Annotated in this window: 21 protein-coding genes; 13 read left to right on the forward strand and 8 right to left on the reverse strand. The window is 66.1% G+C overall.

The genetic code is table 11. The features are described from left to right. Positions 1-6: 6 nt before the first annotated feature. From ACP4XC_RS00215 to ACP4XC_RS00225, 3 genes are all read left to right on the forward strand, one after another. Positions 7-1,422, forward strand: coding sequence for an aspartate ammonia-lyase (locus ACP4XC_RS00215; protein ID WP_427172875.1), 1,416 nt, complete (start codon positions 7-9; stop codon positions 1,420-1,422). Positions 1,423-1,430: 8 nt separating this feature from the next. Beyond that, a complete protein-coding gene (locus ACP4XC_RS00220) occupies positions 1,431-2,978 on the forward strand; it encodes an amino acid permease (RefSeq protein ID WP_427172876.1) in 1,548 nt (515 codons plus the stop codon). Between the two features lie 294 nt (positions 2,979-3,272). After that, the gene (locus ACP4XC_RS00225) at positions 3,273-4,220 is read left to right on the forward strand and encodes an L-lactate dehydrogenase (RefSeq protein WP_427172877.1); all 948 of its coding nucleotides are present in this window, start codon (positions 3,273-3,275) and stop codon (positions 4,218-4,220) included. A gap of 154 nt (positions 4,221-4,374) precedes the next feature. Here the strand turns inward: ACP4XC_RS00225 and ACP4XC_RS00230 are convergent, their stop codons facing one another. Next, the gene (locus tag ACP4XC_RS00230; protein ID WP_427172878.1) at positions 4,375-5,325 is read right to left on the reverse strand and encodes a LysR family transcriptional regulator; all 951 of its coding nucleotides are present in this window, start codon (positions 5,323-5,325) and stop codon (positions 4,375-4,377) included. 144 nt (positions 5,326-5,469) lie between these two features. Between ACP4XC_RS00230 and ACP4XC_RS00235 the strand changes: the two genes are divergently transcribed. From ACP4XC_RS00235 to ACP4XC_RS00265, 7 genes are all read left to right on the forward strand, one after another. Further along, positions 5,470-6,612 carry a PrpF domain-containing protein gene (locus tag ACP4XC_RS00235; RefSeq protein WP_427172879.1) on the forward strand — a complete coding sequence of 381 codons (1,143 nt, stop codon included), beginning with the start codon at positions 5,470-5,472 and terminating at the stop codon, positions 6,610-6,612. Positions 6,613-6,647: 35 nt separating this feature from the next. Beyond that, complete coding sequence (locus ACP4XC_RS00240; protein ID WP_427172880.1) at positions 6,648-7,733, forward strand: ABC transporter ATP-binding protein; 1,086 nt, start codon at positions 6,648-6,650, stop codon at positions 7,731-7,733. Continuing rightward, a complete protein-coding gene (locus tag ACP4XC_RS00245; RefSeq protein WP_427172881.1) occupies positions 7,733-9,541 on the forward strand; it encodes an ABC transporter permease in 1,809 nt (602 codons plus the stop codon). The genes ACP4XC_RS00240 and ACP4XC_RS00245 overlap by 1 nt, the downstream gene beginning before the upstream one ends. Continuing rightward, entirely contained in the window at positions 9,538-10,656 is a 1,119-nt protein-coding gene (locus tag ACP4XC_RS00250) for an ABC transporter substrate-binding protein (protein WP_427172882.1), read from the forward strand. The genes ACP4XC_RS00245 and ACP4XC_RS00250 overlap by 4 nt, the downstream gene beginning before the upstream one ends. 300 nt (positions 10,657-10,956) lie before the next feature. Next, positions 10,957-12,273: an ATP-binding protein gene (locus tag ACP4XC_RS00255; RefSeq protein WP_427172883.1), complete on the forward strand. Its 1,317-nt coding sequence runs from the start codon at positions 10,957-10,959 to the stop codon at positions 12,271-12,273. A 7-nt stretch (positions 12,274-12,280) separates the two neighbouring features. Next, on the forward strand, positions 12,281-12,916 hold the full coding sequence (locus tag ACP4XC_RS00260; RefSeq protein ID WP_427172884.1) for a hypothetical protein: 636 nt from the start codon (positions 12,281-12,283) through the stop codon (positions 12,914-12,916). Positions 12,917-13,105: 189 nt separating this feature from the next. Then, positions 13,106-14,617 carry a carboxylesterase/lipase family protein gene (locus ACP4XC_RS00265; protein WP_427172886.1) on the forward strand — a complete coding sequence of 504 codons (1,512 nt, stop codon included), beginning with the start codon at positions 13,106-13,108 and terminating at the stop codon, positions 14,615-14,617. Positions 14,618-14,643: 26 nt separating this feature from the next. Here the strand turns inward: ACP4XC_RS00265 and ACP4XC_RS00270 are convergent, their stop codons facing one another. Next, positions 14,644-15,321 (reverse strand): HD domain-containing protein, encoded by a 678-nt coding sequence (locus ACP4XC_RS00270; protein WP_427172887.1) that lies wholly within the window; start codon positions 15,319-15,321, stop codon positions 14,644-14,646. A 9-nt stretch (positions 15,322-15,330) separates the two neighbouring features. Beyond that, positions 15,331-16,227 (reverse strand): tRNA glutamyl-Q(34) synthetase GluQRS, encoded by an 897-nt coding sequence (gluQRS, locus tag ACP4XC_RS00275; protein WP_427172888.1) that lies wholly within the window; start codon positions 16,225-16,227, stop codon positions 15,331-15,333. Positions 16,228-16,632: 405 nt separating this feature from the next. Here gluQRS and ACP4XC_RS00280 point away from each other — a divergent pair, with 405 nt between their 5' ends. Further along, the gene (locus tag ACP4XC_RS00280) at positions 16,633-17,091 is read left to right on the forward strand and encodes an Lrp/AsnC family transcriptional regulator (RefSeq protein ID WP_427174969.1); all 459 of its coding nucleotides are present in this window, start codon (positions 16,633-16,635) and stop codon (positions 17,089-17,091) included. A gap of 167 nt (positions 17,092-17,258) precedes the next feature. Here ACP4XC_RS00280 and ACP4XC_RS00285 read toward each other — a convergent pair whose 3' ends face one another. The 5 genes from ACP4XC_RS00285 to ACP4XC_RS00305 all read right to left on the reverse strand — a co-directional run bounded on the left by ACP4XC_RS00285 (position 17,259) and on the right by ACP4XC_RS00305 (position 22,475). After that, entirely contained in the window at positions 17,259-18,224 is a 966-nt protein-coding gene (locus tag ACP4XC_RS00285) for a hypothetical protein (RefSeq protein ID WP_427172889.1), read from the reverse strand. A 42-nt stretch (positions 18,225-18,266) separates the two neighbouring features. Further along, positions 18,267-18,767, reverse strand: coding sequence for a DUF456 domain-containing protein (locus ACP4XC_RS00290; protein ID WP_427172890.1), 501 nt, complete (start codon positions 18,765-18,767; stop codon positions 18,267-18,269). Between the two features lie 151 nt (positions 18,768-18,918). Continuing rightward, complete coding sequence (locus tag ACP4XC_RS00295; protein WP_427172891.1) at positions 18,919-20,121, reverse strand: NAD(P)-dependent malic enzyme; 1,203 nt, start codon at positions 20,119-20,121, stop codon at positions 18,919-18,921. 312 nt (positions 20,122-20,433) lie between these two features. Beyond that, complete coding sequence (locus ACP4XC_RS00300) at positions 20,434-21,009, reverse strand: TetR/AcrR family transcriptional regulator (protein ID WP_427172892.1); 576 nt, start codon at positions 21,007-21,009, stop codon at positions 20,434-20,436. Between the two features lie 149 nt (positions 21,010-21,158). Further along, positions 21,159-22,475, reverse strand: a complete 1,317-nt coding sequence (locus ACP4XC_RS00305; RefSeq protein WP_427172893.1) for an MFS transporter — start codon at positions 22,473-22,475, stop codon at positions 21,159-21,161. A 168-nt stretch (positions 22,476-22,643) separates the two neighbouring features. Between ACP4XC_RS00305 and rraA the strand changes: the two genes are divergently transcribed. Then, a complete protein-coding gene (gene rraA / locus ACP4XC_RS00310; protein WP_427172894.1) occupies positions 22,644-23,156 on the forward strand; it encodes a ribonuclease E activity regulator RraA in 513 nt (170 codons plus the stop codon). 130 nt (positions 23,157-23,286) lie between these two features. Further along, positions 23,287-24,951: an MDR family MFS transporter gene (locus ACP4XC_RS00315; RefSeq protein ID WP_427172895.1), complete on the forward strand. Its 1,665-nt coding sequence runs from the start codon at positions 23,287-23,289 to the stop codon at positions 24,949-24,951. The last annotated feature ends 146 nt before the right edge of the window (positions 24,952-25,097 follow it).

Here is a 25,097-nt window from a genome sequence, read left to right on the forward strand (position 1 = left end):
ACCCCCATGACCGCCCCCGACCAGCCCGCAGCGTTCCGCTCCGAACACGACCTCCTTGGGGACCGCGATGTCCCCGCCGACGCCTACTGGGGCGTCCACACCCTGCGCGCGGTGGAAAACTTCCCCATCACCGGCCAGCCGCTCTCCTCGAACATGCACCTGGTCCGCGGCCTGGCCGCCGTGAAACAGGCCGCGGCGCGCACCAACCACGAACTCGGACTCCTGGACCCCGAACGGGCCCGCGCCATCGAGGACGCCTGCACCGACGTCATGAACGGCAAACTCAGCGAACACTTCGTCGTGGACGTCATCCAGGGCGGCGCCGGAACCTCCTCGAACATGAACGCCAACGAGGTCATCGCCAACCGCGCCCTGGAAATCCTGGGCCACCCCAAGGGCGAGTACACCCGGCTGCACCCGAACGACCACGTCAACCTCAGCCAGTCCACCAACGACGTCTACCCCACCGCCGTGAAACTGGGCACCATCTTCGCCGCCCGGGAACTGCTCCAGGCACTCACCGAACTCGAAGAAGCCTTCGCGGCCAAGGCCGTGGAATTCCGCACCGTGGTCAAGATGGGCCGCACCCAGCTCCAGGACGCCGTGCCCATGACCCTGGGCCAGGAATTCGGCACCTACGCCGTCACCATCGGCGAGGACCGGCTCCGCCTGGCCGAAGCGGACCTGCTCATCCACGAAATCAACCTCGGCGCCACCGCGATCGGCACCGGCCTGAACGCCCCGGCCGGATACGCCAAGGCCGCCTGCCGCCACCTGGCCCAGATCACCGGCCTGCCGCTGGTCACCGCCGCGGACCTGATCGAGGCCACCCAGGACGTCGGCGCGTTCGTGCACCTCTCCGGAGTCCTCAAACGCGTCGCCGTGAAACTGTCCAAGATCTGCAACGACCTGCGCCTGCTCTCCTCCGGCCCCCGCGCCGGCTTCGGCGAAATCAACCTCCCCGCCGTGCAGTCCGGCTCCTCCATCATGCCCGGGAAGATCAACCCCGTCATCCCCGAAGTGGTCAGCCAGGTCGCCTACGAAGTCATCGGCAACGACGTCACCATCACCATGGCCGCCGAAGCCGGACAACTCCAGCTCAACGCTTTCGAACCCATCATCGTCCACAGCCTCCACAAGAGCATCTCCCACCTCGAAGCCGCCTGCCGCACCCTCACCGCACGCTGCATCCGGGGCATCACCGCCAACACCGAACACCTCCGCCTCACCGTGGAACAATCCATCGGCCTGGTCACCGCACTGAACCCGCACCTTGGCTACGCCACTGCAACCGCCATCGCCCAGGAAGCCCTCGCCACCGGCAAGGGCGTCGCCGAACTCGTCCTCGAACACGGCCTGCTCACCGCCGAGCAACTCGAAGACCTCCTCAGCCCCCAACGCCTGGCCAACCTGAGCAAGTAAGGACCTCTATGTCACAGCAACAAGCGGCCACACAGCACCCGGCCATCTCCGACCACACTATTCCGGCGCATGCCCACGCCTCCGAAGCCACCCTCCACCGCGAGGACGAGGGGTACCACAAGGGCCTCAAGCCCCGCCAGGTCCAGATGATCGCAATCGGCGGCGCCATCGGCACCGGGCTCTTCATGGGTGCCGGCGGCCGCCTCGCCACGGCAGGCCCGGCCCTCATCATCAGCTATGCCATCTGTGGATTCTTCGCCTTCATGATCCTCCGGGCCCTCGGTGAACTGGTCATGCACCGGCCCTCCTCCGGCTCGTTCGTTTCCTATGCCCGGGAATTCTTCGGCGAGAAGGCCGCGTTCGTCACCGGCTGGCTCTACTGGCTGAACTGGGCCATGACGGCAATCGTGGACATCACCGCCGTCGCGCTTTACATGAACTTCTTCAAAAAATACTGGGCCCCCATCGCGGATGTGCCGCAGTGGACCTGGGCGCTCACGGCCCTTGTCCTGGTGCTCTGCTTGAACCTGATCTCGGTCAAGGTCTTCGGTGAACTCGAGTTCTGGTTCGCGCTCATCAAAGTGGTGGCGCTGGCCTCCTTCCTGCTCGTGGGCATCTACTTCGTCATCTTCGGCACCCCGGTGGCTGGCCAGGAAGTCGGATTCAGCCTGATTGCGGACAACGGCGGCATGTTCCCGAACGGCCTGCTGCCCGCCGTCGTGGTGATGCAGGGCGTGGTGTTCGCCTACGCCTCGATCGAACTGATCGGCACTGCCGCGGGTGAGACCGAGAATCCGGAAAAGATCATGCCCAAGGCCATCAACACCGTGATCGTGCGGATCGCCGTGTTCTATGTCGGCTCCCTGGTGCTGCTTTCCCTGCTGCTCCCCTACACTTCCTACAAGGCCGGGGTCAGCCCGTTCGTGACCTTCTTCGGCTCCATTGGAGTGGAGGGCGTGGACGCCATCATGAACCTGGTGGTCCTCACCGCGGCGCTGTCCTCACTCAATGCAGGCCTTTACTCCACGGGCCGCATCATGCGCTCCATGTCGGTCACCGGCTCCGCCCCGAAGTTCGCTGCGCGGATGAACAAGGCCGGTGTGCCGTACGGTGGCATCGCCTTGACCGCGGCCGTTGCGGTTCTCGGCGTCGTCCTCAATGCTCTGGTGCCCGCCGAGGCGTTTGAGATCGTGCTGAATGTCGCCTCCCTGGGCATTATCAGCACCTGGGCCGTGATCGTTATGTGCCAGATGCAACTGGCACGGCTGGCCAAGCGCGGCGAGCTGCTGCGCCCGGCCTTCCGGATGCCGGGTGCCCCTTTCACGGGCTGGATCACGCTCGCGTTCCTGCTGGCGGTGCTCGTCCTCATGGCCTTCGACTCCCCCGTGGGCACGTGGACCATCGGCTCCCTGGTGATCATCATCCCGCTGTTGATGCTCGGCTGGCGGCTCTGCCGCGACCGGGTCATGGAACTCGCCGCGGTCCGCGACGGCTTCACCGGCCCGTACCCGCTGGTGGCCAACCGTCCCGGCCCGGGCGCGAAGGCCCGCGACTAGCTGCCATCAGCGTTACCGGGGCACGCCAGCCCCTCCATTTAGCGCGAGCGGACACTTGAGACCTAGGAAATCTGCGGATTCATGGGTCTTAAGTGTCCGTTCGCGCGTGGGGCTTAAGTGTCCGTTCGCGCGTGGGGCTTAAGTGTCCGTTCGCGCGAATTAAATCACGACGGCGGCACCTTGGGTCCGGTTCTTCTGGTCCCCGCCAGACCGTCGTCGTAGCATGAAAGGGATTGCGGCAAGCGCACCATTAACGCGGGTCTTGGAGCTCCGGGGCCGGGGAAGAGGAAGCTCATGTCAGGATCCAAACTGGCGGTCGTCGGGGCCGGTAGCGTAGGAACGTCGCTGGCCTACGCGGCCCTCATCCGGGGTTCGGCCAGCAACGTGGCCTTGTTCGATGTCAACGCCGCCAAGGCCGACGCCGAGGTGCTGGACCTGGCACACGGAACCCAGTTCGCGGCCGCCTCAGCCACAGTCACCGGCGGAGGCCACATCTCCGCCGTGGAAGGCGCTGACGTGGTGGTGATCACCGCCGGCGCGAAACAGGCGCCCGGCCAGACCCGGCTGGACCTGGCCTCCACCAACGTCCGTATTCTCGAACAGCTCATGCCCGATTTGCTCAGGGAAGCACCCGATGCCGTCTACGTGCTCGTGACCAACCCGTGCGACGTGCTGACCGTGGCCGCGCAGAAGATCACCGGGCTGCCGCCGTCGCGCGTCTTTTCCTCGGGCACGGTGCTGGACACTTCCCGCCTCCGCTGGCTGCTGGCGCGACGCGCCGGCGTGGCCGTGGCCAGCGTCCACGCCAGCATGGTGGGCGAGCACGGCGACACCGAGTTCCCCGTCTGGTCCGGTGCAACCCTCGGCCCCGTGCCCATCCGGCAATGGAAGACGGATGGCGAACTGGTTTTCACGGCCGAATACCTCGCCGAAACCTCCCGCGAAGTGATGCAGGCTGCCTACAAGGTCATCGCGGGCAAGGGTGCCACCAACTACGCGATCGGGCTGTCCGGGGCCCGGATCGTGGAGGCCCTGCTCCGGGACGAGAACGCCGTGCTTCCCGTCTCCACCGTGCTCGACGGCCAGTACGGCATCTCCGGGGTGGCCCTCTCCCTGCCGAGCATCGTGGGACGCGGCGGCGTGCGCAGCGTGCTGGACACCCCCATGGACGACGGCGAAATCGCCTCCCTGCACCATTCCGCGGAGACCCTGCAGCACAGCCTGGCTGCGCTGGGGATCTGAGGTCACCCGCGAGAGGAGACTGATGCCGAAAATCAAGGACATGAAGAACCTGGTGGCCACGGCGCTTACCTCGTAGGGCCCTCCTGGACGGGCCTCAAGTGCCCGTTCGCGCCGTTTAACTGCACTGCGGCGGCCACCGGGGGCCGGCAGGAGGCTAGCTGACCGAGCCGAGCTGCCCCGGGCGTCCGAACGCCTGGGGCATGGCGCGGGCGGCTTCACGCAGGGTCTGCTGGAAACCCAGCATGGCCGGCGTCGGCTTCCGGCCTTTCAGCTGCCCCAGGAGGATCCGCCGGACAGGCACGGGTATCCGCGGATCCAGCGGCACCAGCCTGACGTCGTCGCGCAGGTTGGTCAGCGACAACCGCGGCGCCAGGGCCACACCCAGGCCCGCGGCCACCATGGCCTGAGCCTCCTGATAGTCGTGCGCGTCGTAGGAAATGTCGGGTGCGAAGCCGGCGGCATGACAGCTCCTGGTGAGGACGTCGGCCACCGGGTGCCCGTCCGCGCGGATGATCCAGCGGGCGGACGCCAGCGAGCTGAGATCCACGGGGCCGCCGCGGCCCACGTCGCTACCGGCGGCCACCACCAGCACTGTGGGGTCGTCCACCAGTTTTTCGGTTTTGATCTCTTCGTCCTTGAACGGGCTCCAGTCGTACTCCCACAGGAGCGCCAATTCCACCTCCCGCATCAGCAGCAACTCCCGGAGCGGGTCCCGCAAGGCGCTCTTGACGGACACGGCAACGGCGGGGTGCTCCCGCGCAAACTGCGTCAGGACCAGCGGCAGGATGGACGCTGACGCCGTGGGGAAGGAGCCGATCCGCAGGCTCCCCGCCCGGAGCCCGCTCAGCGCTTCCAGGTCGGACTGGGCGCCGGCAAGTTCGCGCCTGATTGCCTGGGCCCGTGCCACCAGGGCCGCCCCCGCATCCGTCAGGACCACCCCGCGGGCGTGCCGTTCAAACAGCGTCTGGCCAGCCTCCGCCTCAAGCCGGCGCATCTGCTGCGACACTGCGGATGTGGTGTACATCATCGCCTCCGCGGCCCCGGTGAGGGACCCATATTCGGCAATTTCGGCCAGCAGGAAGAGGCGGCGGACATCAAGTTCCATGGCTAAGAGTGTAGTTCAAGTTAAGCCATGCAAAGAAAACCAACATTGTGCTCAACTCTTCCAGCCCCGAAAGTGGATATGACCGAGGCCACACAGGCGCCGTGATGGACCTCGGACCACTACTATTTTCGAAGCGAGAAAACATTGAGAATCCCAGCAACCCTGGTCAGGGGTGGAACAAGCAAATGCTGGCTGTTCAACAGCCAGGATGTCCCGGCGTCGAGGGACCTGATCGAAGCCATCCTGATCGATACCTTCAACGCCGCCGACCCCCGGCAGATCGACGGCGTGGGCGGCGCCACCTCCACCACCTCCAAAGCTGCGGTGGTCTCGGCCGCCACTGCGGAGGACGTCGATGTGGACTACCTGTTCGCCCAGGTGGGCATTGGCGACAGCCGGGTCGAATGGGGCAGCAACTGCGGCAACTGCGCCACGGCGATCGCACTGTACGCCGTCAGCCACGGCTTTGTGGAGCCCACGCCTGGCACCACCCTGGTGCGGATGCGCAACCTGAACACCGGCACCCGGCTCGAAGCCGACGTCGCCACCCCCGGCGGGAAACTGCCCGCCTTCGGGAACGCCCGGGTTCCCGGAACCCTGGCCACCGGGGTGCCCGTCACCCTGGCGTTCCTCGACGCAGCGGGCGCCACCACCGGCAGCGCGCTTCCCACCAGGCACGCCCGGGAGGAACTGGCCGTCGAAGGGCAGCACTTTCTGGTGTCGATGATCGACGCCGGAGCACCCATGGTGCTGGTGGACGCAGGAAGTCTTGGCCTCACCGGCACAGAAGGCCTGGCGGAGCTCAGCGCATTGGTCCCGCTCCTGACCACGATCCGGAACGCCGCGGCGGTACGGATGGGCCTACGGACCGCGGGATCCCCCGTGGATCACGCCGTGCCCAAAGTGGGTATTGTCGGGCCACCCAAGGACTTCGTCACCACGGGGGGCCAGCACATCAGCGGTTCAAGCTACGACGTCTCCGTCCGCACACTCTCGATGCACACGCCGCATCCGGCCATCGGACTCACGTCCGCCGTCGGAATCGCAACGGCGGCGCTCACCCCCGGAACCGTGGTTAACACTGCGATGGTGCGGGGCGGCAGCCGGCAGGCGGCCGACGGCGTCACCCACCTCCGGATTGGCACGGCCGCGGGCGTCATCGGCACAGCGTCCACGGTGGACCCTTTCGGGGGCACCATGCGGATCGGACTCGAACGCGCCGCCCGGATCATCAGCGAATCCATCATCTTCAGCCGCGAAGCAGCAACCGCGCGGACCAGCGCCTGACCGGCGCAAAATAGACACAGACAAAGGAGTCGAACATGAAAGTCACACTGGAGAACATCGACCTGAAATATGGCGATCATTACGCCGTCAAAGGCGTCAACGCCGAGATTGAGGACGGCCACTCCCTTGTACTGCTCGGAAAGTCGGGCTGCGGCAAGACCAGCACCATGCGCTGCATCGCCGGGCTGGAAACCCCCGTCCGCGGCCGGATCACCATCGGGGACCAAGTGGTCTTCGACAGCGAGAAAAACATCAACATTCCCTCGCACAAACGCAACGTGGGCATGGTGTTCCAGTCCTACGCCGTCTGGCCGCACCGAACCATCTTCGAGAACGTCGCTTTTCCGCTTGAAATGAAGAAGCTGGGCAAGAAGGAGATCGCCGAACGCGTCGACGAGGCGCTGCAACTGGTGGGTCTGGACGGTTTCCAGAGCCGCGGCGCCAGCCTCCTCTCCGGCGGCCAGATGCAGCGCGTTGCCTTGGCCCGCAGCCTTGTCATGCGGCCCAGTGTCCTGCTGCTGGATGAGCCGCTCTCCAACCTGGACGCCCGCCTCCGGGACCACCTGAGGATTGAACTGCGCGCCCTGCAGCAAAAGCTCAACCTGACCTGCGTCTACGTGACCCACGACCAGGGCGAGGCCTTGGCCTTGGCCGACCGGATTGCCTTGATGCAGAACGGCAGGCTGGCCCAGGTAGGAAGCCCCGGCGAAATCTACGAGAACCCGGCGAGCGCCTCGATCGCGGACTTCCTCGGAGTCACCAACATCTTCCCCGTGCAGAAGAACGGCCACCCCGGCACCTATAAGATGGTCGATCACCGGCTGGAGCTCTCCACCACTGAGTACACGCAGGACGGCGATGCCCTCAAGGCCTGCATCCGGCCCGAGGACGTCATCATCTCCACTCAACGCTCGGCCGCCGGGCAGAACAACTGGCCCGGACAGGTCAGGGTGGCCAGCTACCAGGGCTCGAACGTGCGCTACCTGATAGAGCTCGACGGCGGGCCCTCCATTGAGGCGCTGGTCTCGCGCCGCGACTGCCCGGCAGCGGGGACCGGCAACCAGGTCTGGGTCACGGCCAGCCCGTCCGACGTCCAGATCCTGCCGGCGGAGGTCGCCTGATGTCCGCCCCCGCCACGCAACGGCCCCCGCGCTTGGACATCCCTGCCGGCAACGACCCCCGACAACAGCGGCGGCAGCGGTCCGGCCAGGAGTTCGGCAAGCAGTTCCGTCAGCAGTTCCGCAGGTCGATGCCCACGTGGCTGATGCTTGCCCTGCTGGCCGTGCTGATCCTGATGCCCATGGCACTCATCCTCTTCTCCGCTTTCAGCAGCTCCACGCCCCGGCCAGGGTCCATTGGCCTCAGCGGGCTGACGCTGGACAATTTCAGGGTCCTCACCTCGCACCAGTCGCTGACGGCCCTGGGCAACTCCCTGCTCGTGGCCACCTCATCCTCCGTGCTGGCAATGTTCATTGGCGCCACCCTCGCCTTCCTTGCTGCCCGGACCAACATCTGGGGCAAGGCGGTCATCTACTTCATCGGCATAGCCCCGATGTTCCTGCCCTCGCTGGTGGGCGCCCTCGCCTGGTCGCTGCTCGCCGGACCGGCCACCGGGTATTTGAACCTGCTGACCCGCGGCGCCGGCCTGGGCAATCTGTTCAACATCTACACGTTGCCCGGCCTGATCTTTGTGCTGGCGCTGTATTACGCGCCCTACGCCTTTCTGCTGATCCACGGCGCCATGACTCTTATGAACCCGGACCTGGAGGAAGCCGCTAGTGTCCACGGCGGCTCGCTGGGCAAAATCCTGCGGACCGTGACGTTCCCGCTGGTCACCCCGGCCATCCTCGGCTCCGGCGTGCTGATCTTCGCCCTGACGATGGAGAACTTTCCAGTGGCCCAGATGATCGGAACCCCGGGCCAGATCGAAACCCTGCCCACCTTCATCTACCGGCTCATGAACTCCGCCCCGGCGAGGGGCAACGAGGCCGCGGCGGTCGCCGTCGTGCTCACCGTGGTGCTGATCGCCGTCACCGCCCTCCAGCAGCGCGTGGTGTTGAAGCGCAATTTCACTACCGTGTCCGGCAAGGGCATGAAGCCCCGGCTGATGGACATCGGCAAGCTGCGCGGTGTGGGCCTGGCGTTTGCTCTGGCGTACTTTGCCCTCGCCATCGTGCTGCCGGTCCTCGCCCTGCTGCTGGCCTCTTTGCAGTCGTCGCCCTACGTTTCGAACCTCGGTCAGCTCTTCCAAGATGATGCGTTGTCCTTCTGGTCTCTCTTCCAGACCCTGCAGTCGGCGACCTTCCTGGACGCCGCCCGGAACAGCGTGCTGGTGGCCGTGTGCGTGGCCATCCTGGGTGCCGCGCTTGCCTTCTACCTCAGTTACCTCGTCTACCGGACGAAGGTTCCGGGCCGGAAGAGTCTGGAGTTCGTGGCCATGCTTCCCTTGGCCGTTCCCGCCATCGTGATGGGCCTGGGCCTGCTGTGGACGTGGCTGGTCCTGCCGCTGCCGGTCTACGGAACCATCGTGGTGCTGATCATCGCCTTCATTGCCATCTACCTCCCCCAGGGATACCGGGGCATCACCGCCAGTATCCTGCAGGTGGACAAGGATCTTGAGGACAGCGCCGTGCTGCTGGGCTCCAGCCGGGCCCGCGCGGTTTCCTACGTGACACTTCCGCTGATGAAGACCGGCGTGATGTCCACCATCCTGTTGCTGCTGATGCTGGCCATGCGCGAACTGTCCGCGGCGCTCTTCCTATTCACCTCGAACACCCGGCTGCTGGCGATCGTCGTCTTCGACAACTATGACAACGGCGCGCTCCGCTCCGCAGCCTCGACCAGCCTGCTCTACATACTGGTCATCCTTGCCCTGGTCGTGATCGCGAAGGCCCTCGGAGCCCGCGCAACCAACGGAGAAGCACGATGAAAAACATCCTCAAGACCGCGACGTCGGTCCTCGCCGCCGCCGCGCTGGCAATCACCGCCGGTGCCTGCAGCGCGCCGAAAACCGTCACGCTGGTGAGCAAGGCCGACTCCCTTTCCACGGCGTCGGGCCTCGTGATCGACGGGCAGACTGTCGCCGACGGCGAACTGTTCGCCAAGGCGAAGGCGGAGGGCTCCATCAGCCTCTACAGCGGCTATGTGGAGAACAGCGAAAAGGAAGTCATCAAGGCCTTCACGCAGGACACCGGCATCAAGGTGAACCTGGTCCGGCTGGTGCCCAACCGGCTGCTGGAGCGGGTGCTCAGCGAGCAGGGCGCCGGGAAGCTCGGCGCGGACGTCATCCGGACCTCCGAGTTCTCCTCCGTTTCCGCCATGAACAAGGCGGGCGCCTTCAGCGCGCACAAGGTCCCCAACTACGCCCAGCTGGATGACACGGTGAAATACGACGCCGGGAAGTTCTACCGGGTGTTCGATCCCGCCTTCACCTTCGCCTACAACACGGCTCTGGTCAGCGAGGCCGATGCGCCGAAGTCGTGGCAGGACCTGCTGGACCCCAAGTGGAAGGGCAAGATCGGCACCACCCAGGTTGGAGCCGGCGGAAGCTCCGCATCATTGGTCCGCTTCCAGCGTGATGCGCTGGGCGACAATTACCTACAGCGCTACGCCGCCCAGCAGCCACGGATCTTCGATTCCTCCGGCGCCCAGCAGGAGAGCCTGTCCCGCGGCGAAATCCAGGTGGCCACTGCCGTGGTCAGCAGCGTGAACATCGCGGCGAATAACAACGCGCCAGTGAAGTTCGTCGTCCCGAAGGAAGGTTTCGCGCTCTACGACTACTTCCTGGGCATGACCCCAAAGGCCCAGCATCCCGCAGCCGCCCAGGTGTTTATGAACTGGAACCTCAGTAAGCGCGGCGCCAGCGTGTTCGCCCAGATCGGCGAATATCCGGCTGACTCAGCGGCACCCGCACCGAAGGTGATGGGCACCCAGCTTCCGGCCATAGACTCCGGCCTGCCCCACCGCGGCCTGCCCGAGGACCTGGCCCGCTATGGCAAGGAGGACCAGGCCGTCTGGAACCGGACCTTCGGCTACGTGGGCTGACGCCGCACAGACCCGCAGCCCTACAGACTGCAGCGGGGCGGCCATGGCGATCACCGGGATCGCCGACTAATCGCAACGAAGGCTGCCCCGCTGCTGCCCGCGCGCCCACCCAAAAGCGCGATCCGACACTTGCGGCCCGAAAATCCCCGGATTGACGGGCCGCAAGTGTCCGTTCGCGCCGGGTTGGGGAGGCGACGGCCGTAATGCAACGCCGCCGCAACCCCCGGCGGGGGTCGGTTCGCATATGCTCAGCACAGACGTTCATGCTGGCTCAACGACGAACCACACAGGAGAAACCTCATGACCACCTGGCGGATCAGGGACTTTCATTCGGCCGACCTTGACGGCATCCTGCACCTCTGGGAATCCCTCAAGGCCACCAATGTCGAGCCCGTCTACGCCCTTTCCGAAGTGCTCGCCTCCTGCGAAAAGGACCATGCAGTGGTGGCGGTGCAGGGCGAGCAGGTGGTGGGGGCCGCCGTCGGACGCGCTGCCCACGACCAAGGCTGGATCGTGTTCCTGGCCACCCTCCCGGAGTACCGTGGCCGCGGGATCGGCACCTCCCTTCTGGCCGCCGTCGAAAACCGGATGGCCCCGCACGGGCTCAACAAGCTCTCCGCGCTGATGCCCGAATCCGAAACCCGGGTGGAGGCGTTCCTCAGCCGCGGCTTCGTGCTCAAAAAGAACCTGCGCTACTTCGAACGCAAGATCCCCGTCCAGCGCCAGGAACTGGAGCCCCTCAGCCTCCTCGGCGGCCGTATCCTGGCGCGCGATCTCTGGGAGAACGTGGCCGGCATGCGGCGCGAGAAGGAACTCCTGGAACGCCGTCTGGTGCTCCCCCTGGCCGAGGCCGACCTTGCCGATGAATACGGTGTGGTGCCGCCACGCGCCGTGGTCCTCTTTGGTCCTCCCGGCACCGGCAAGACGACCTTTGCGAAGGCGATTGCCTCCCGCCTCGAATGGCCCTTCGTGGAGGTGTTCCCCTCGCGGCTGGCCGCCGACCCCAAGGGCCTGGCCGGCGCGCTGCGCGAGACCTTCCTGGAGATCGCCGAACTGGAGCACGCCGTGGTGTTCATCGACGAGGTGGAAGAGATCGCCTCGCAGCGCTCGGGCGAACCGCCGTCGCCGCTCCAGGGCGTCACCAACGAGTTGCTTAAGATCATCCCGGCCTTCCGCGAACAGCCCGGCCGGCTCCTGGTCTGCGCCACCAACTTCATCCGCGCCCTGGACACCGCCTTCCTGCGCCATGGGAGGTTCGACTACGTGATCCCCATCGGGCTCCCCGACAGGCAGGCCCGCGAGGCCATGTGGCAGCGCTTCATCCCCGCCCCTGTGGTGGACGACGTGGACGTGGAGCTGCTGGTGGACCGCACCGAGGGCTTCTCTCCCGCAGATATCGAGTACGCGGCCCGGAGCGCCTCCCAGCGCGCGCTGGAAAAGGCGGTGTACGACGACGGCGGCGCGGCGTCCCGGGGCGACGTGTCAGTCCGCGAGGCGGTCCGCAAGGGCCCCTCCACCCAGGACTACCTTGACGCCATAGCCGACACCAGGACCACGGTCAGCAAGGAGGTCCACCAGGACTTCCTCGAGGACATCGAGTCCCTGGGCCGGGTGTAGTTTCCGGGTGATTCTGTTCCTCACCGTCGTCAGCGGCATCGCATGGACGGTGGTGTACGTGGCCGCGATCCGGAGCGGATTCCGGGACAGGACCTACGCCATCCCCGCCGCAGCCCTGGCGCTGAACTTCGCGTGGGAAGCCATCTACGCGTCGCACTCGGCTGCTACCCGGCTGTCCGTCCAGGGTGTCATCAACATTGTGTGGGCGCTGGCGGACGTCGCCATCCTCTACACGTTCTTCAGGTTCGGCCGGGCCGAGCTCCCCGCCTGGGTGACCCGGCAGCTCTTCGTGAGCTGGGCGGTGCTCCTTGGAGCCACCGCCTTCGCCGTCCAGCTCTTGTTTGTCACGGAATTCGGCTGGGAGGTCGCGCCGCGCTACTCGGCGTTCCTGCAGAACCTGCTGATGTCCGGACTGTTCATCGCCATGTTCGTCGCCCGCGGGGGTCCCCGCGGTCAGTCCCTGTTGATCGCCAACGCCAAGTGGATCGGAACCCTGGCTCCCACGATCGCGTTCGGCTGGTACGGCCACTCGCCGCTCATCCTGGGCGTGGGCGCCCTCTGCAGCATCTTCGACCTCGCCTACATCGGCTTGATGTGGCGGGCAGGGACTGGCGCGGCCTTTGCCGGTGTTGCCCGCTCCTGACCGCGGGGCCGGGGGATTCCTCCCGGGCCGACGACGAGGGCGGCGATGGCCCAATCCGCGGGCCATTCACGCCCCCTTTCGCCAATGGGTGACCTTCGGCCCTTCAGCAGCACCACGGCGTGCTGGCAAGGTGGGCCTAGGGCCGGACCCGTATTCCGCAGGGACAACTACGTCCGTGAGGTGGTAGGCATGAACACTCTCGTCAAGACCCTGCATGGCCAGCTGCTCGGCAACGTTGCCGAGGGCGTACACAGCTTCCTGGGCATTCCCTACGCGGCGACAACTTCGGGCGCCAACCGGCTGCGGCCGCCGCAGCCGGTCCAGCCGTGGAGCGGGGTACGCGATGCCACGAGATACGGCGCGTCCCCTCCCCAGGTTGCTCCGCCGGAAAGCGCGGGCTCGGATTGGGACACTGCACTGGCCGGTGAGGACTGCCTGAACCTGAACGTCTGGACGCCCGACCCAGGTGCCGCCGGCCTTCCCGTGATGGTCTGGATTCAGGGCGGCGCGTTTGAATTCGGCTCGACGGCGGCCTACAACGGCAGGAACTTCGCGCGGGACGGCGTGGTCTGTGTGGTGATCAACTGGCGCGTCGGGGCCGACGGGTTCCTCGACCTCGGAGACGGCCATGCCAACGTGGGCCTCCTCGACCAGGTGGCGGCCCTGGAGTGGGTCCGCGGAAACATCGCTGCCTTCGGCGGTGATCCCGGCAACGTCACCGTCTTTGGTGAGTCTGCGGGCGCCATGAGCATCGGCGTTTTACTCTCGATCCCCCGCGCCGAGGGTTTGTTCCGGCGGGCCATCCTGCAAAGCGGGGCCGCCCACCACGTGATCCCCGCAGAGACCGCGCAAAGAATCGGGCGGGCCCTCGCGGAGAAGCTGCGGGTGCCGCAGACCCGGGAGGCAATTGCGGCGGTCCCCGTGCCGCGGCTCCTCGCTGCGCAGGCGGAATTAAAGGCGGATCTCCTCGCCCGCCCGGACCCGGAGCGGTGGGGACACGACGTTGCGGCCAGCCTGATGCCCTGGCAACCGGCAATCGACGGCGAAGTCATCCCCAGGCGCCCTATCGACCGGATCGCTGCCGGCGCCGGGGCGAAGGTCGACGTTATTGTCGGCACCAATACGGAGGACTGGAAGCTGTTCCTGGCCATCACCGGGGTGATCGACAAGGTCACGGAACACGACCTGACGAGTTCCGATGGCATTGGCGGCTTTCCGCCGATGGCCGTGTACGGGCTCCCGGTCGGGACGGCCCTCCGGGAGTACCGGTCCCATTATCCCGGCGTTTCTCCCGGAGAGCTTCTCGCGGCCGTGCAGACCGACTGGTGGGTGCGGATCCCGGCGATCCGCCTTGCGGATGCCCACGCCAAAACGGCATCAATGACCTCGGCCGGGACGTACATGTACGAGTTCGCGTGGCCCGCCCCTGGCCTCGGCGCGGTCCACGGCATTGAAGTGCCGTTCGTTTTTGACACCCTGGATAAGAACTCCAGACTGTTTGGACCGCTGCTGGGGGCGGACCCACCGCAGGGATTGGCGGACGCCATGCATGCCGCATGGGTTTCCTTCGCCGCCACCGGGGATCCGGGCTGGCCTGGATACGAGCCGGGGAGCCGGTCCACCATGCTCTTCGACACCGACCCCCGGGTGGTACAGGATCCCCGGTCCTGGGAGCGGGCGCTGTGGAAGGGCATCCGGTAGCCGGCAGGCATACATGACGCCGGAAGCTAGGACTCCACGCCCGGCATGGCCTCCGCGGGAGTTTCGGTCCCGACCGGCTCGGCCGCCGAAGGCTCGTAGGACTCGTAGGAGAGGCTCGCGTAGTCGGTATCGTCAGCTTCGTCCAGCTGCTCGTCCAGCTCCTCAAGCAGCCAGGGGTTCACCCGGGCCAGGATCTTCCGGACCTCCTCCACGTCAACGGCCCCGTACAGCACGGGCCGGGCGTCGGCGTAGCGGGTGACGGGAGGCTTGTCCGGCCATTTCTCTGCCAGGGCCCGCACCCGCTCCGGGAGTGAGTTGTGCGCATTGTCGGCAATCTTCACCAGTGCTGCGTCGTGGTCTTCGGCGATAAAGCGGATGCCGGCCTGGTAGTCGTCAGGGTTGTCCTGGAGTCGCTTCGTGACCCGCTCGATGATGCCAACGGCGCGCTCCGAAACACCCATGTCGAGCAGGGCCTGCCTGGTGATGGGCGTGTCCTCGGCAATGTCGTGAAGATAGCCTGCAATCCGGATGTCGTCGTCGAAGTCGGCCAGTGCATCCCCCACGGCCAGCACGTGTTCCCGGTAGGGACGCTTCAGCTTGTCCTTCTGCCGGTTGTGTGCCACCTCGGCGAGTACTTTGGCCGTCTCCACAGTGAATCGTGGCGGGGGGGTGCTGGCGGCGTCCGGGTTTCCTGTTTCTGACATAGCTTCAGATTACGCGCCGCTCGCGTCCGGTCCGCGCCACACCCAGGGAGTCCGGGGCAGCGCTGCGGGATCAAACGCCGACAGTGCGCGCTGCAGCGGGCCGGCCGGCAGCCGGAGCGATGCCAGGATGAGGTCCCGTACGTCCTCGGCGGTGGCTCCTTGGACCGCGAGGTCGGCGAGGGTGACGGCGCCGTCGCGCTTGGCGAGCCTCGCACCCTGGGCGTTCAACACCAGCGGCACGTGGGCATATTCCGGGACAGGCATATTAAAGAGCGAGGCCAGGTACGCCTGCCGCGGGGTGGACGGCAGGAGATCGTCGCCGCGGACCACCTGGTCGATCCCTTGGGCGGCGTCGTCCACCACGACCGCCAGGTTGTATGCCGCCACCCCGTCGTTGCGTCGCAGCACGAAGTCGTCCACCATGCCGGTGTACGCGCCGTGCAGCACGTCGCGGACCGTCCATTCGTGAACTGCCGCCCGAAGCCGTACAGCCGCCGGCCGGCTGGTCCTCTTAAACGCGAGTTCCGCGGGGTCCAGGTTCCGGCAAGTTCCCGGGTAGGCACCCTGCGGGGCGTGCGGAGCGGACGGCGCTTCCTGGATCTCGCGGCGCGTGCAGAAGCATTCGTAGGTCAGCCCTGCCGCCGTCAGCCGTTCGAGCGCCTCGTCGTAGAGGGGTTCGCGTTCGGCCTGCCGCACGACGCCGTCGTCCCAGGTCACTCCGATGGCCGCGAGATCACGGAACTGCTCCGCCTCGGCGCCCGCCCTGGCCCGGTCCAGGTCTTCCACCCGCATGAGGAAGCGCCGGCCGGTGGAGCGGGCGAAAAGCCACGCAAGGATCGCGGTCCTGAGATTTCCAACATGCAGTTCGCCCGAGGGGCTTGGAGCGAACCGGCCGGCTGATGTCATGCCACCAGCCTATGCGGAGCAGGCCGGCCGGAACCTGCAGGTCGGCCGGCACCCTGGAGCCGCACACAAGAGCCCCTCAACCACCGAACGATCCCGGCCGATGCCGGAGTCGGTGGTTCAGGGGCTCTTGCCGTGCAGGGTCCGGGAGCGTCTCCGGACCCATTGCACTGCTTGCGGAGAGACGATGCGTGAACAAGAGTCAATCAGCGGCAGCCTCCTTGCGGGAAGCCTTGTCCAGGGACCGGGTGGTGTGCCGGGGTTCCTGTAGCCTGCGGGATTCGGCGGTAGCCCTGTCCCTTAGTTGCCACTATTCCAGCAGAAGTCCTACAGTAGGCGCAACAGACTGCCGGCACATTGATCAATCTGATCAATGTGCAGCCAGCAGCTAGTCAGGAAGTGGTCAGATTGCAGGAACTCGACCCGACGGACCGGCGGATTCTCGCGGCCCTCGATAAAGACCCCCGGCTGCCCATCATGGTGCTGGCCCAGCAGCTTGGCCTGGCCCGCGGAACCGTACAGTCGCGCCTTGAGCGGATGACGACGTCGGGCGCCCTCCGGCCCAACAGCAGCCGCGTGCTGCCGGCAGCGCTGGGGCGCGGGGTTGCAGCGTCCGTCAGCGCGGAGCTTGACCAGAGCCACCTCAACGAGGCAATAGCGGCGCTGCGTGAGATCCCCGAAGTCCTCGAATGCCACGCCCCCGCGGGCGACACCGACCTGCTCATCCGGGTGGTGGCCAGAAGCCCGGACGATCTCTATCGTGTGTCCGAGGAGATCCGGCTGTGCCCCGGCATTGTGCGCACATCCACCAGCATGTTCCTGCGCGAAGTCATCCCCTACCGGACCACCGGGCTGCTGGATGCCTGAGTCCGCACGGCGGAAATGGGCGGCGGTGCCATACCCTCTCGGAGCTTGCGCTCCATGAACCATTCGGTGAAGGCGGAGGCGCGGCCGTCCGGTCCGAGCCGGACCGCCCAGAGGCTCTCGTAGCTGGGGCGGTCCCCCATGCAGGTGGTGCGGCCAGCACCGCAGGGTCATTCCCGGTTCAGCTGCTTCCATTCCTGTTCCCAGAGCCTGCGCTCCTCAACGTCACGGCGGATGACTTGAAAGGTTTCGGGTTCGGCGGCCCCTCCCCGCAGCCAGTCCCGCGGATTCAAGGATTTCCGTCCGTTATCCAGCACCAGCAGGGCGCGGTCGGTCATGGCATCGTTCCGCAACACCACGTGGGTCCTGCGGCGCCGCAGAACCTCCTTCAGGGCCGAATTGGCAGAGGCGGGCGCACCAAGACGCCTGAGCGAGCGGGCGCGCACCAGCAGAAGCGCGGCCGAGAGGTCATCTGCGTTCAGAAGCCCTTCCGTCCAGACCACAACTTCCTTATGCGGGTCCAACGAGAATGCCACCGCGCACCGGGCCAGGGCGGCGGGAAGCGACGGCGGAAGGGAGACCACGGTTTCCAGCGCCGCCTCAAGGGCGCCTGTCTCCCGCAGCGAGTGCGAAAGCGCCAGGAACACGGCTTCCTCGCTGAAGAGCACGGGGACCTCGATGCGTTCGGCAACTTCAACCCGGGTGACCACACGCGTCAGGTAGTCGGCCGCGAACTGGTTGGCGGCGTCGTCGTTCCGTGTGGTGAGGCCCCGCTGCAGGAGTTCAGAGGCACGCAGGTATCCGCCCTGCTGGTAGGCGAGAAGCCCGGCCATAACGCAGCAGAGCCCGGCCCAGCCCGGATAAGCGCGGCCCGCGGCGATCAGCCCGTTGGGGTCCGCGTTGTGGAAGATCGCGTCATACACGGTCTTGGCTGGCTTCCCCGGGAGTCGCCTGAGCCGGGGCAAGGGGCCGTCCACGCTCAGGAGCGCGCCGTTTCGGCCGCCCAGGGCGGTGTGCAGGATCCCGCCCACGCCGTCCGCCAGCCCACGCACCGGCGTGCGGAGCTGTGCATTGCCGAACGGCGTGAGGTCGCGGTTGTCTCGAAAGATCGGTCCTGAGGTCTGCCCGGCGCTCATTCTTCCATGCTAGTGGTGCACGCTTGGCAGCCGCTGGGAAGCCTAGCTTGCCGCCGCCACCCACACACCGATCAACCAGGTGCTCGCGGCGAGGCAGGCCAGTCCAAACTCCACCAACATCCCCAGCCCGGTGGCCTTCAGCGCGGCCCAGCTGGAAGCCGCCGCGGCCTTGAAGTCCCGCGTTCGGCGGGCTTCGCTGAGCAGCAGCCCGGCGGCAAAACCGACGAACAGCCCCACCACGGGGATGATGAACATGCCAACCACACCAAGGACCAGTCCACCCACCACGCTCCCGTTCGGGATCCGGTGCTGCCTGAGCCGTCGCCCGGTGAGGACTGCACCGGCCGCCATTCCGGCGAGCACGAACGCAAGGCCCACTCCGAAGACGACCCAGCCAGCGGTCCCGGCGCCGCCCCAGACAGCCCATGCAAGCAGGCTCAGTCCGATCAGGACGCTGCCCGGAAGGACGGGAATAATGATGCCGGCCACGCCAGCCAGAATAGCCAGGCCACAGAGGATAGTCACAACAGTCTGGGCATTCATTGCCACAGTCTAGGTCTCTCCGACCGGGACGCGCTGACCGGGACGCGCCAGGATGCTTAAACGCGGACGGCGGCGCACGTTTTCAAGAATGCGCCGCCGTCCTCGCCTCGAAAGGCGGCAGGACCACCGGCCGGACCGCCGGTGCGGAAGGCTACTCCGCTTCGACCGCGGCCGCGACGGCGGCGGATACAGCCGGGGCGACGCGGGCGTCCAGGGGGCTGGGCACGATGTAGTCGGCGGAGAGGTCGGGTTCGGCCAGTTCGGCAATGGCGCGGGCGGCAGCCAGCTTCATGGCCGGGGTGATCCGGCGGGCGCCGGCGTCCAGTGCTCCGCGGAAGATTCCCGGGAAGGCCAGCACGTTGTTGATCTGGTTGGGGAAGTCGCTGCGGCCGGTGGCCACAACAGCGGCGTACTTGGCGGCGACCTCCGGGAGGACTTCGGGATCCGGGTTGGAAAGGGCGAACACGATGGAGCTGTGGTTCATGAGCTTCAGGTGCTCCTCGGCGAGCTGGGAGGAGGACACGCCAATAAAGACATCCGCCCCGAGTAGTGCTTCGCCCGGTCCGCCGGAAACGCTGCGGGGGTTGCTGCGCTGGGCCATCTGGGCCTTCTTGCTGCCGGGATCGGCGGCGATGTCCGCCCGGTCGCGGTTGATGACCCCGCGGGAGTCAAGCAGGACCACGTCCTCGATGCCGGCGGTCAGGAGGATCTCTGCGACGGCGATGCCTGCAGCGCCCGCGCCCGAAACCACCACGCGGAGTCCCTCAAGTTCGCGTTCGGTCACCTTCGCGGCGCCCGTAAGCGCCGCCAGGACCACGACGGCGGTTCCGTGCTGGTCATCGTGCATGACGGGGCAGTCCAATGCCTCGATGAGCTTTTCCTCCAGTTCGAAGCAACGCGGGGCGGAGACGTCCTCCAGGTTCACTGCGCCGAAGCTCGGGCGGAGCCGGACGAGGGTCTCCACGATCTCATCCACGTCGGTGGTGTTGACCACCAGCGGAATGGAGTCGAGGTCACCGAAGGCCTTGAACAGGGCCGACTTGCCCTCCATCACGGGAAGTGAGGCGCTGGGGCCGATGTTGCCGAGGCCGAGGACCGCGGTGCCGTCGCTGACCACAACAACCAGGCGCTGGGCCCAAGTAAGGGTCTTGGCAAGCGACGGGTCGGCGTGGATGGCCCGGCTGACCTGTGCTACACCGGGGGTGTAGGCGATGGACAGGTCCCGCTTGCTGGCCAGCGGAACCGTGCTGGAAATGGAAAGCTTGCCGCCCTGGTGGGCGGCAAAGATGTCCTCGTCAGCCAGCGCGCTTACGGGCTCGGCGGTGTCTGCGGGAGAGATGGTTTCGATGGACACGTCGTTGTCTCCTAGAGCTAGCCGTGGACCCACGGCAGAGAAAAGGCTCAAGCACATAGGGGGCTCAAGATGGTCGGTCAGGGAAATTCGGCGGCCCAGGGGTAGCGGATCCGTTGATGAAGCTCCTGTAAGTACGGGCTAGCCGCTCTCCGGTTCTGCAATGGTAAACAAATCGGACGGGGCCATGGCCGCCCGGAACGGCCCTGAGACATGATGAAACGTTTCCCCATTACAACGAGTGATGCACATCACCGAAATAGGCCGCTTTTGGCGCCGGGTGGTCTAGACCTGTTACGCGTAATGAACGGACAATCAACACCGCATCAGCAGGGAACACGCCTTTTTCAGGTCCTCTTCCGCCTCGAACAGCGAAAGCCGCCGGCAGCGGACGGCCTGGACCAGACCAGTGACGGTCAACAGCAGCACACGGGATTTGACGGCGTCGCCACTGGCCACCGTGACGGCTTGTTCCGCGATCGAATCAATCTCCCGCAACAAGACCGTGGTGTCCTTGTCCTTCGCATAGACGCCCTGGCTCAGGCATTGCTCCACCGCCGGCTGCATCACCCGCATATGGAAGATCTCCATCACCACCCCGGCCAGTGCGTGCGCAGGGTTGGTGGTGGCGCCAGGCCAACTGCCCACCTGCAACTCGCCCAACTGTTTACGGTAAAGCGCAAGCATCAGATGAACCGCGGAGGGGAAGTACCGGTACAAGGTGCCGAGCGGGACATCGGCCTTCGCCGCCACCTCGGACAGCGTCACGGAGTCAAGACCCTTGCGGGCGAATCCCCCGGCAGCATCCAGGATCCGGGCATAGCGGATCTGCTGTCTTGGCAGTAGCGGCGGCGTCGCCATGGGTGGACTATCTGAATTGATTTCAAGCATCAGCAGCGTTCCGGAAGTGGGATTCGGACAGCGGTCAGGCGGATCCCCATCACAGCTCTGCCGCAGCAATTCGAGTCCACTATACGGCACCGAACTTGGGGCTCAACTGCCACGCCAGTCCCCACCCCCGCCGGGAAATGTGCCCGGCTTTAGTCCACGCCCTTGATCTTCACCACGAAGAGGGCGCCCAGCAGCCCGATTGCCGCCGCCGCCACGTAGAGCGAAATGTAGCCGCCCCACAGGGTTACGAATGGGAAGGCGATCAGCGGCGCCAGGACCTGGGGCAACGAGTTGGCGATGTTGATAACGCCAAGGTCCTTGCCCCGGTCAAGGGCACTGGGAAGCACCTGGGTGATCAGGGCAAAGTCCACGGCGAGGTAGGCGCCAAAGCCGATGCCCAGCACTGTGGCGCCTGCGATCGCGCCGGACCACGTCGGAGCGAAGGCCAGGATCAGCGCAGCAATGGCAATGACCACCGAGGAGGCAATAACCAGAGGTTTCCGCCGGCCCATGCGGTCGCTCAGCCGGCCGCCGATCACGCTGGTGATGATCACCATGACGGCATAGAGGCCCGTGAGGATGAGCACGCCGAGCTCCGCGCTCATACCCTGCGTCTGCTGGAGACGGACGGCGTCGGAGAGGAAGAACAGCAGATACAGCGTGACCATGTGGTTGCCGGTATTCACGAGCAGCCGGGTCAGCCACGCCCAGGCGAAGTCCGGATGGCGGCCCGGCGAGATCCAAAAGCTCTTGGCAAAGGCCAGCATGGTGAAGGGCGGGCGGTCTTCCCTGGAGAGCGGCGCGTCGTCGTTCTGGAAGAAGTACAGCCCGACGCCGGCCACCAGGGCCGCGGCGCAGATCAGATATCCCAAAGCGAAGTTCCCGCTGACGACGGCGGCGATCACCGCGCCGATCAGTATCCCGGCCGTCTGGCCCATGGCTGCGAGGCCTCCGACGGTGCCGCGCTGTGCCACAGGCACACGGTCCGGAACCGCCGCTGTAACGGCGGCGTACGCGCCATTACAGCCTGCCTGGACGACACACCACAGCAAGGTCATCACGGCGACGTTCGGGGCTCCGGCCAGGGCAGTCAGCGCCGCCGCGCCGAGGAGTGCGCCAAAGAGCACCCATGGCACCCGGCGTCCCAGGCGGGATGCGGTCCGGTCGCTGAACGCGCCGAACAGAGGGTTGGCAACGAGGGACACCGCCGCTCCGGCCCCGGTAACCAACGCCAGAATGGCTTCTTTTTCGCCTTCGCTGAAATGCGCGGCCTGCTGGCCCAGCAGAACCTGGATGGGGCCGAAAAACGCGGCGTTGATGCCCACGTTGACCAGGACCACACCGGCGGTCCACACGGGGCGGACACGACGTTCGGGCTCGGCGAGCGCCGTCGTCGAGCTTCCTTCCGGCGAAGTGGCACCAGCGGAAGGATCCGGGACGCGACCCGGCAGGTCGGACAAACTCATTTAGGGCTCCCCCAGGGACTGATGATCGGCGTCACGCCAGACTATCGTGGGCATCGCGGCACAGTGCCAATATGGGCCACTATGGAGCCGTGCAACTGTGGTGCCAACCCGGCGCCGGTGCGCCGCTGCAAACGGCGTGGCGTCCGTTTAGAAGATCGAGGAGAACGAATGACCGACTCGCCCAGCAACGAGAGCTTCAACACCGCTGATGTTTACGACGAACGCGGGGAGGAACTCGATTCGGTATCCCTCCAGTTCCAGTCACTCGGCGCCTACACGCACTTCAGCGGACCGGCCCGGACTATCCGCTGCCTGGAGGACAATGCACTGGTCAAATCGCTCCTGGCCACGCCGGGAAATGGCGCCGTGCTGGTGGTGGACGGCGGTGGATCCCTGCGCACGGCACTCATGGGGGACAAAATCGCCGCGAGCGCGGTTGCCAACGGCTGGGCCGGCGTCGTCATTAACGGCGCCATCCGGGACCGCGAGGTCCTTGCCGACCTGCCGCTCGGGATCAAGGCGCTCGGCAGCAACCCGCGCAAGAGTGCCAAGGCCGGCGCGGGCGAGACGGATGTTGAGCTGGACATCGACGGGGTCAGGATCCTCCCCGGCGTCATGCTCTGGTGCGACCCTGACGGCATCCTCGTGGAGCGCGCTCCGGAACCGCCCAAGGGCGATTAGCGGCTCCGATCCGCGCCGCATTTGGGCAATAGTGACGCAGATCCCATGGCGAGGGGAACAAACGCTCCACTAGGATAGTTACTGAAAGCAACTATTAAGCTTAATTCCCTTACCTTCCCCTGGAGCAGTCATGTCCAAAACCACCACCGTGCGAGCCCCCGGAGAGGTACTGACTAAACGTCAGACCATCACCGTCATGGTTGGCCTCATGCTCGGCATGTTCCTGTCGTCGCTGGACCAGACCATCGTGTCCACCTCCATCTACACCATCGCCAACGATCTCGACGGGCTGTCCCTGCAGGCGTGGGCCACCACCGCCTACCTCATCACGTCCACCGTGACCACACCGCTCTACGGCAAGCTCAGCGACATCTTTGGCCGCCGTCCCCTTTACCTCGCCGCGATTCTGATCTTCCTGACGGGCTCCCTGTATGCGGGTTCGGTGCATTCCATGACCGAACTGGCCATCGCCCGCGGCATCCAGGGCATGGGCGCCGGCGGCCTGCTGGCCCTCGCCCTCACCATCATCGGCGACATCGTTTCGTTGAAGGACCGGGCGAAGTTCCAGGGCTACTTCATGTCGGTGTTCGGGATTTCCTCGGTCCTCGGACCGGTGGTGGGCGGCGCCTTCGCCGGCTCCGCAAGCATCCTCGGCTTCGACGGCTGGCGCTGGGTGTTCTTCATCAACCTGCCCATCGGCCTTGCGGCGCTTGTGGTGGTGTTCCTCTACCTGCACCTGCCAGCCAAGCACGTAAAACAAAGGATCGACTTTTGGGGGGCCGCCGCCATTACCCTGGCGATCGTGCCGCTGCTGCTCGTGGCCGAACAGGGCCGCAGCTGGGGCTGGACCTCGGTCAACTCCTTCCTCTGCTACGGCCTGGGAGTGGTGGGCATTGCCGCGTTCCTGCTGGCCGAGAAGCGCGCGGGCGACTACGCGCTGATCCCGCTGCGCCTCTTCCACAACATCACCTTCGGCTTGTCCTCGCTGCTGAACTTCATCATCGGCATCGGCATGTTCGGCGCCATCGCCATGCTCCCGATGTACCTGCAGCTGGTCAAGGGCCTCACCCCTACCGAAGCCGGCCTGATGATGATCACGTTCACCGTGGGGATACTCTTCGGCTCCATCACCGCGGGCCGCACGATCTCGGCGTCGGGTACCTACCGCATCTTTCCCATCCTGGGCACGGCCATCCTGACGGCCGCCGCGATCGTTATGGGACTGTCCCTGGGAGCGGACACCCCGCTCTGGGTTCCCGGGTTCATCGCCATCTTCTTCGGCATGGGGCTCGGCTTCTGCATGCAGCCGCTCACCCTGGCCATGCAGGTTTCAGTGCCGGCAAAGGACATGGGGGTGGGCACCTCGTCCGCCGCGTTCTTCCGTTCAATGGGCGGCGCAGTGGGAACGGCCGTGTTCATCTCCATGCTCTTCAGCCTGGCCGCGGACAAGATCGCCACCGGCATGAGGGACGCCGTGCAGAACGCCGAGTACCTCAAGGTCCTCAAAGACCCCGCGGTGGCAGCTGATCCCGCCAACGCCAAGCTCTATGACTTCTTTAAGAACGGGGCCAGCAACGATTCACTCAACGACACCAGCTGGCTGCACACCGCCAATCCGGTGCTCACCCGGCCCATCACCGAGGGCTTCGCACAATCGATCGACGCCGTGATGCTCACCGCTGCCGTGCTCACCGGGATCGCCTTCCTGATCAGCTTCGCCCTGCCGAACAAGAAGCTCACGGATCCCAAGGCGACTGCTCAGCGAGCTGGAGCCGAGGCTGTGCCGGCCCACTAGCCGCCAGCGGGTGACTCAACGCAGGGGCCGCACGACGAGGAGCAGCCCCTGCGGCCGAGGGCGCCGTGATCACGCCTCGTGGTCGGCTGCCCCGGGCCTCGCGCAGGCAGGCATCGTGTCGCCGTTCCGGGGACTCCCGGCAGGGG

The sequence above is a fragment of the Arthrobacter sp. 92 genome, from assembly GCF_050260325.1.
Classification (GTDB): Bacteria; Actinomycetota; Actinomycetes; order Actinomycetales; family Micrococcaceae; genus Arthrobacter.

Bases quoted from the DNA above. Each gene is read 5' to 3' on its own strand.
- ACP4XC_RS00245 (WP_427172881.1), top strand. From the start codon at position 7,733: ATGTCCGCCCCCGCCACGCAACGGCCCCCGCGCTTGGACATCCCTGCC.
- ACP4XC_RS00305 (WP_427172893.1), bottom strand. From the start codon at position 22,475: ATGAGTTTGTCCGACCTGCCGGGTCGCGTCCCGGATCCTTCCGCTGGT.
- gluQRS (WP_427172888.1), bottom strand. From the start codon at position 16,227: ATGACATCAGCCGGCCGGTTCGCTCCAAGCCCCTCGGGCGAACTGCAT.
- ACP4XC_RS00225 (WP_427172877.1), top strand. From the start codon at position 3,273: ATGTCAGGATCCAAACTGGCGGTCGTCGGGGCCGGTAGCGTAGGAACG.
- ACP4XC_RS00220 (WP_427172876.1), top strand. From the start codon at position 1,431: ATGTCACAGCAACAAGCGGCCACACAGCACCCGGCCATCTCCGACCAC.
- ACP4XC_RS00215 (WP_427172875.1), top strand. From the start codon at position 7: ATGACCGCCCCCGACCAGCCCGCAGCGTTCCGCTCCGAACACGACCTC.
- ACP4XC_RS00240 (WP_427172880.1), top strand. From the start codon at position 6,648: ATGAAAGTCACACTGGAGAACATCGACCTGAAATATGGCGATCATTAC.
- rraA (WP_427172894.1), top strand. From the start codon at position 22,644: ATGACCGACTCGCCCAGCAACGAGAGCTTCAACACCGCTGATGTTTAC.
- ACP4XC_RS00315 (WP_427172895.1), top strand. From the start codon at position 23,287: ATGTCCAAAACCACCACCGTGCGAGCCCCCGGAGAGGTACTGACTAAA.
- ACP4XC_RS00270 (WP_427172887.1), bottom strand. From the start codon at position 15,321: ATGTCAGAAACAGGAAACCCGGACGCCGCCAGCACCCCCCCGCCACGA.
- ACP4XC_RS00285 (WP_427172889.1), bottom strand. From the start codon at position 18,224: ATGAGCGCCGGGCAGACCTCAGGACCGATCTTTCGAGACAACCGCGAC.
- ACP4XC_RS00230 (WP_427172878.1), bottom strand. From the start codon at position 5,325: ATGGAACTTGATGTCCGCCGCCTCTTCCTGCTGGCCGAAATTGCCGAA.
- ACP4XC_RS00255 (WP_427172883.1), top strand. From the start codon at position 10,957: ATGACCACCTGGCGGATCAGGGACTTTCATTCGGCCGACCTTGACGGC.
- ACP4XC_RS00250 (WP_427172882.1), top strand. From the start codon at position 9,538: ATGAAAAACATCCTCAAGACCGCGACGTCGGTCCTCGCCGCCGCCGCG.
- ACP4XC_RS00265 (WP_427172886.1), top strand. From the start codon at position 13,106: ATGAACACTCTCGTCAAGACCCTGCATGGCCAGCTGCTCGGCAACGTT.
- ACP4XC_RS00290 (WP_427172890.1), bottom strand. From the start codon at position 18,767: ATGAATGCCCAGACTGTTGTGACTATCCTCTGTGGCCTGGCTATTCTG.
- ACP4XC_RS00300 (WP_427172892.1), bottom strand. From the start codon at position 21,009: ATGCTTGAAATCAATTCAGATAGTCCACCCATGGCGACGCCGCCGCTA.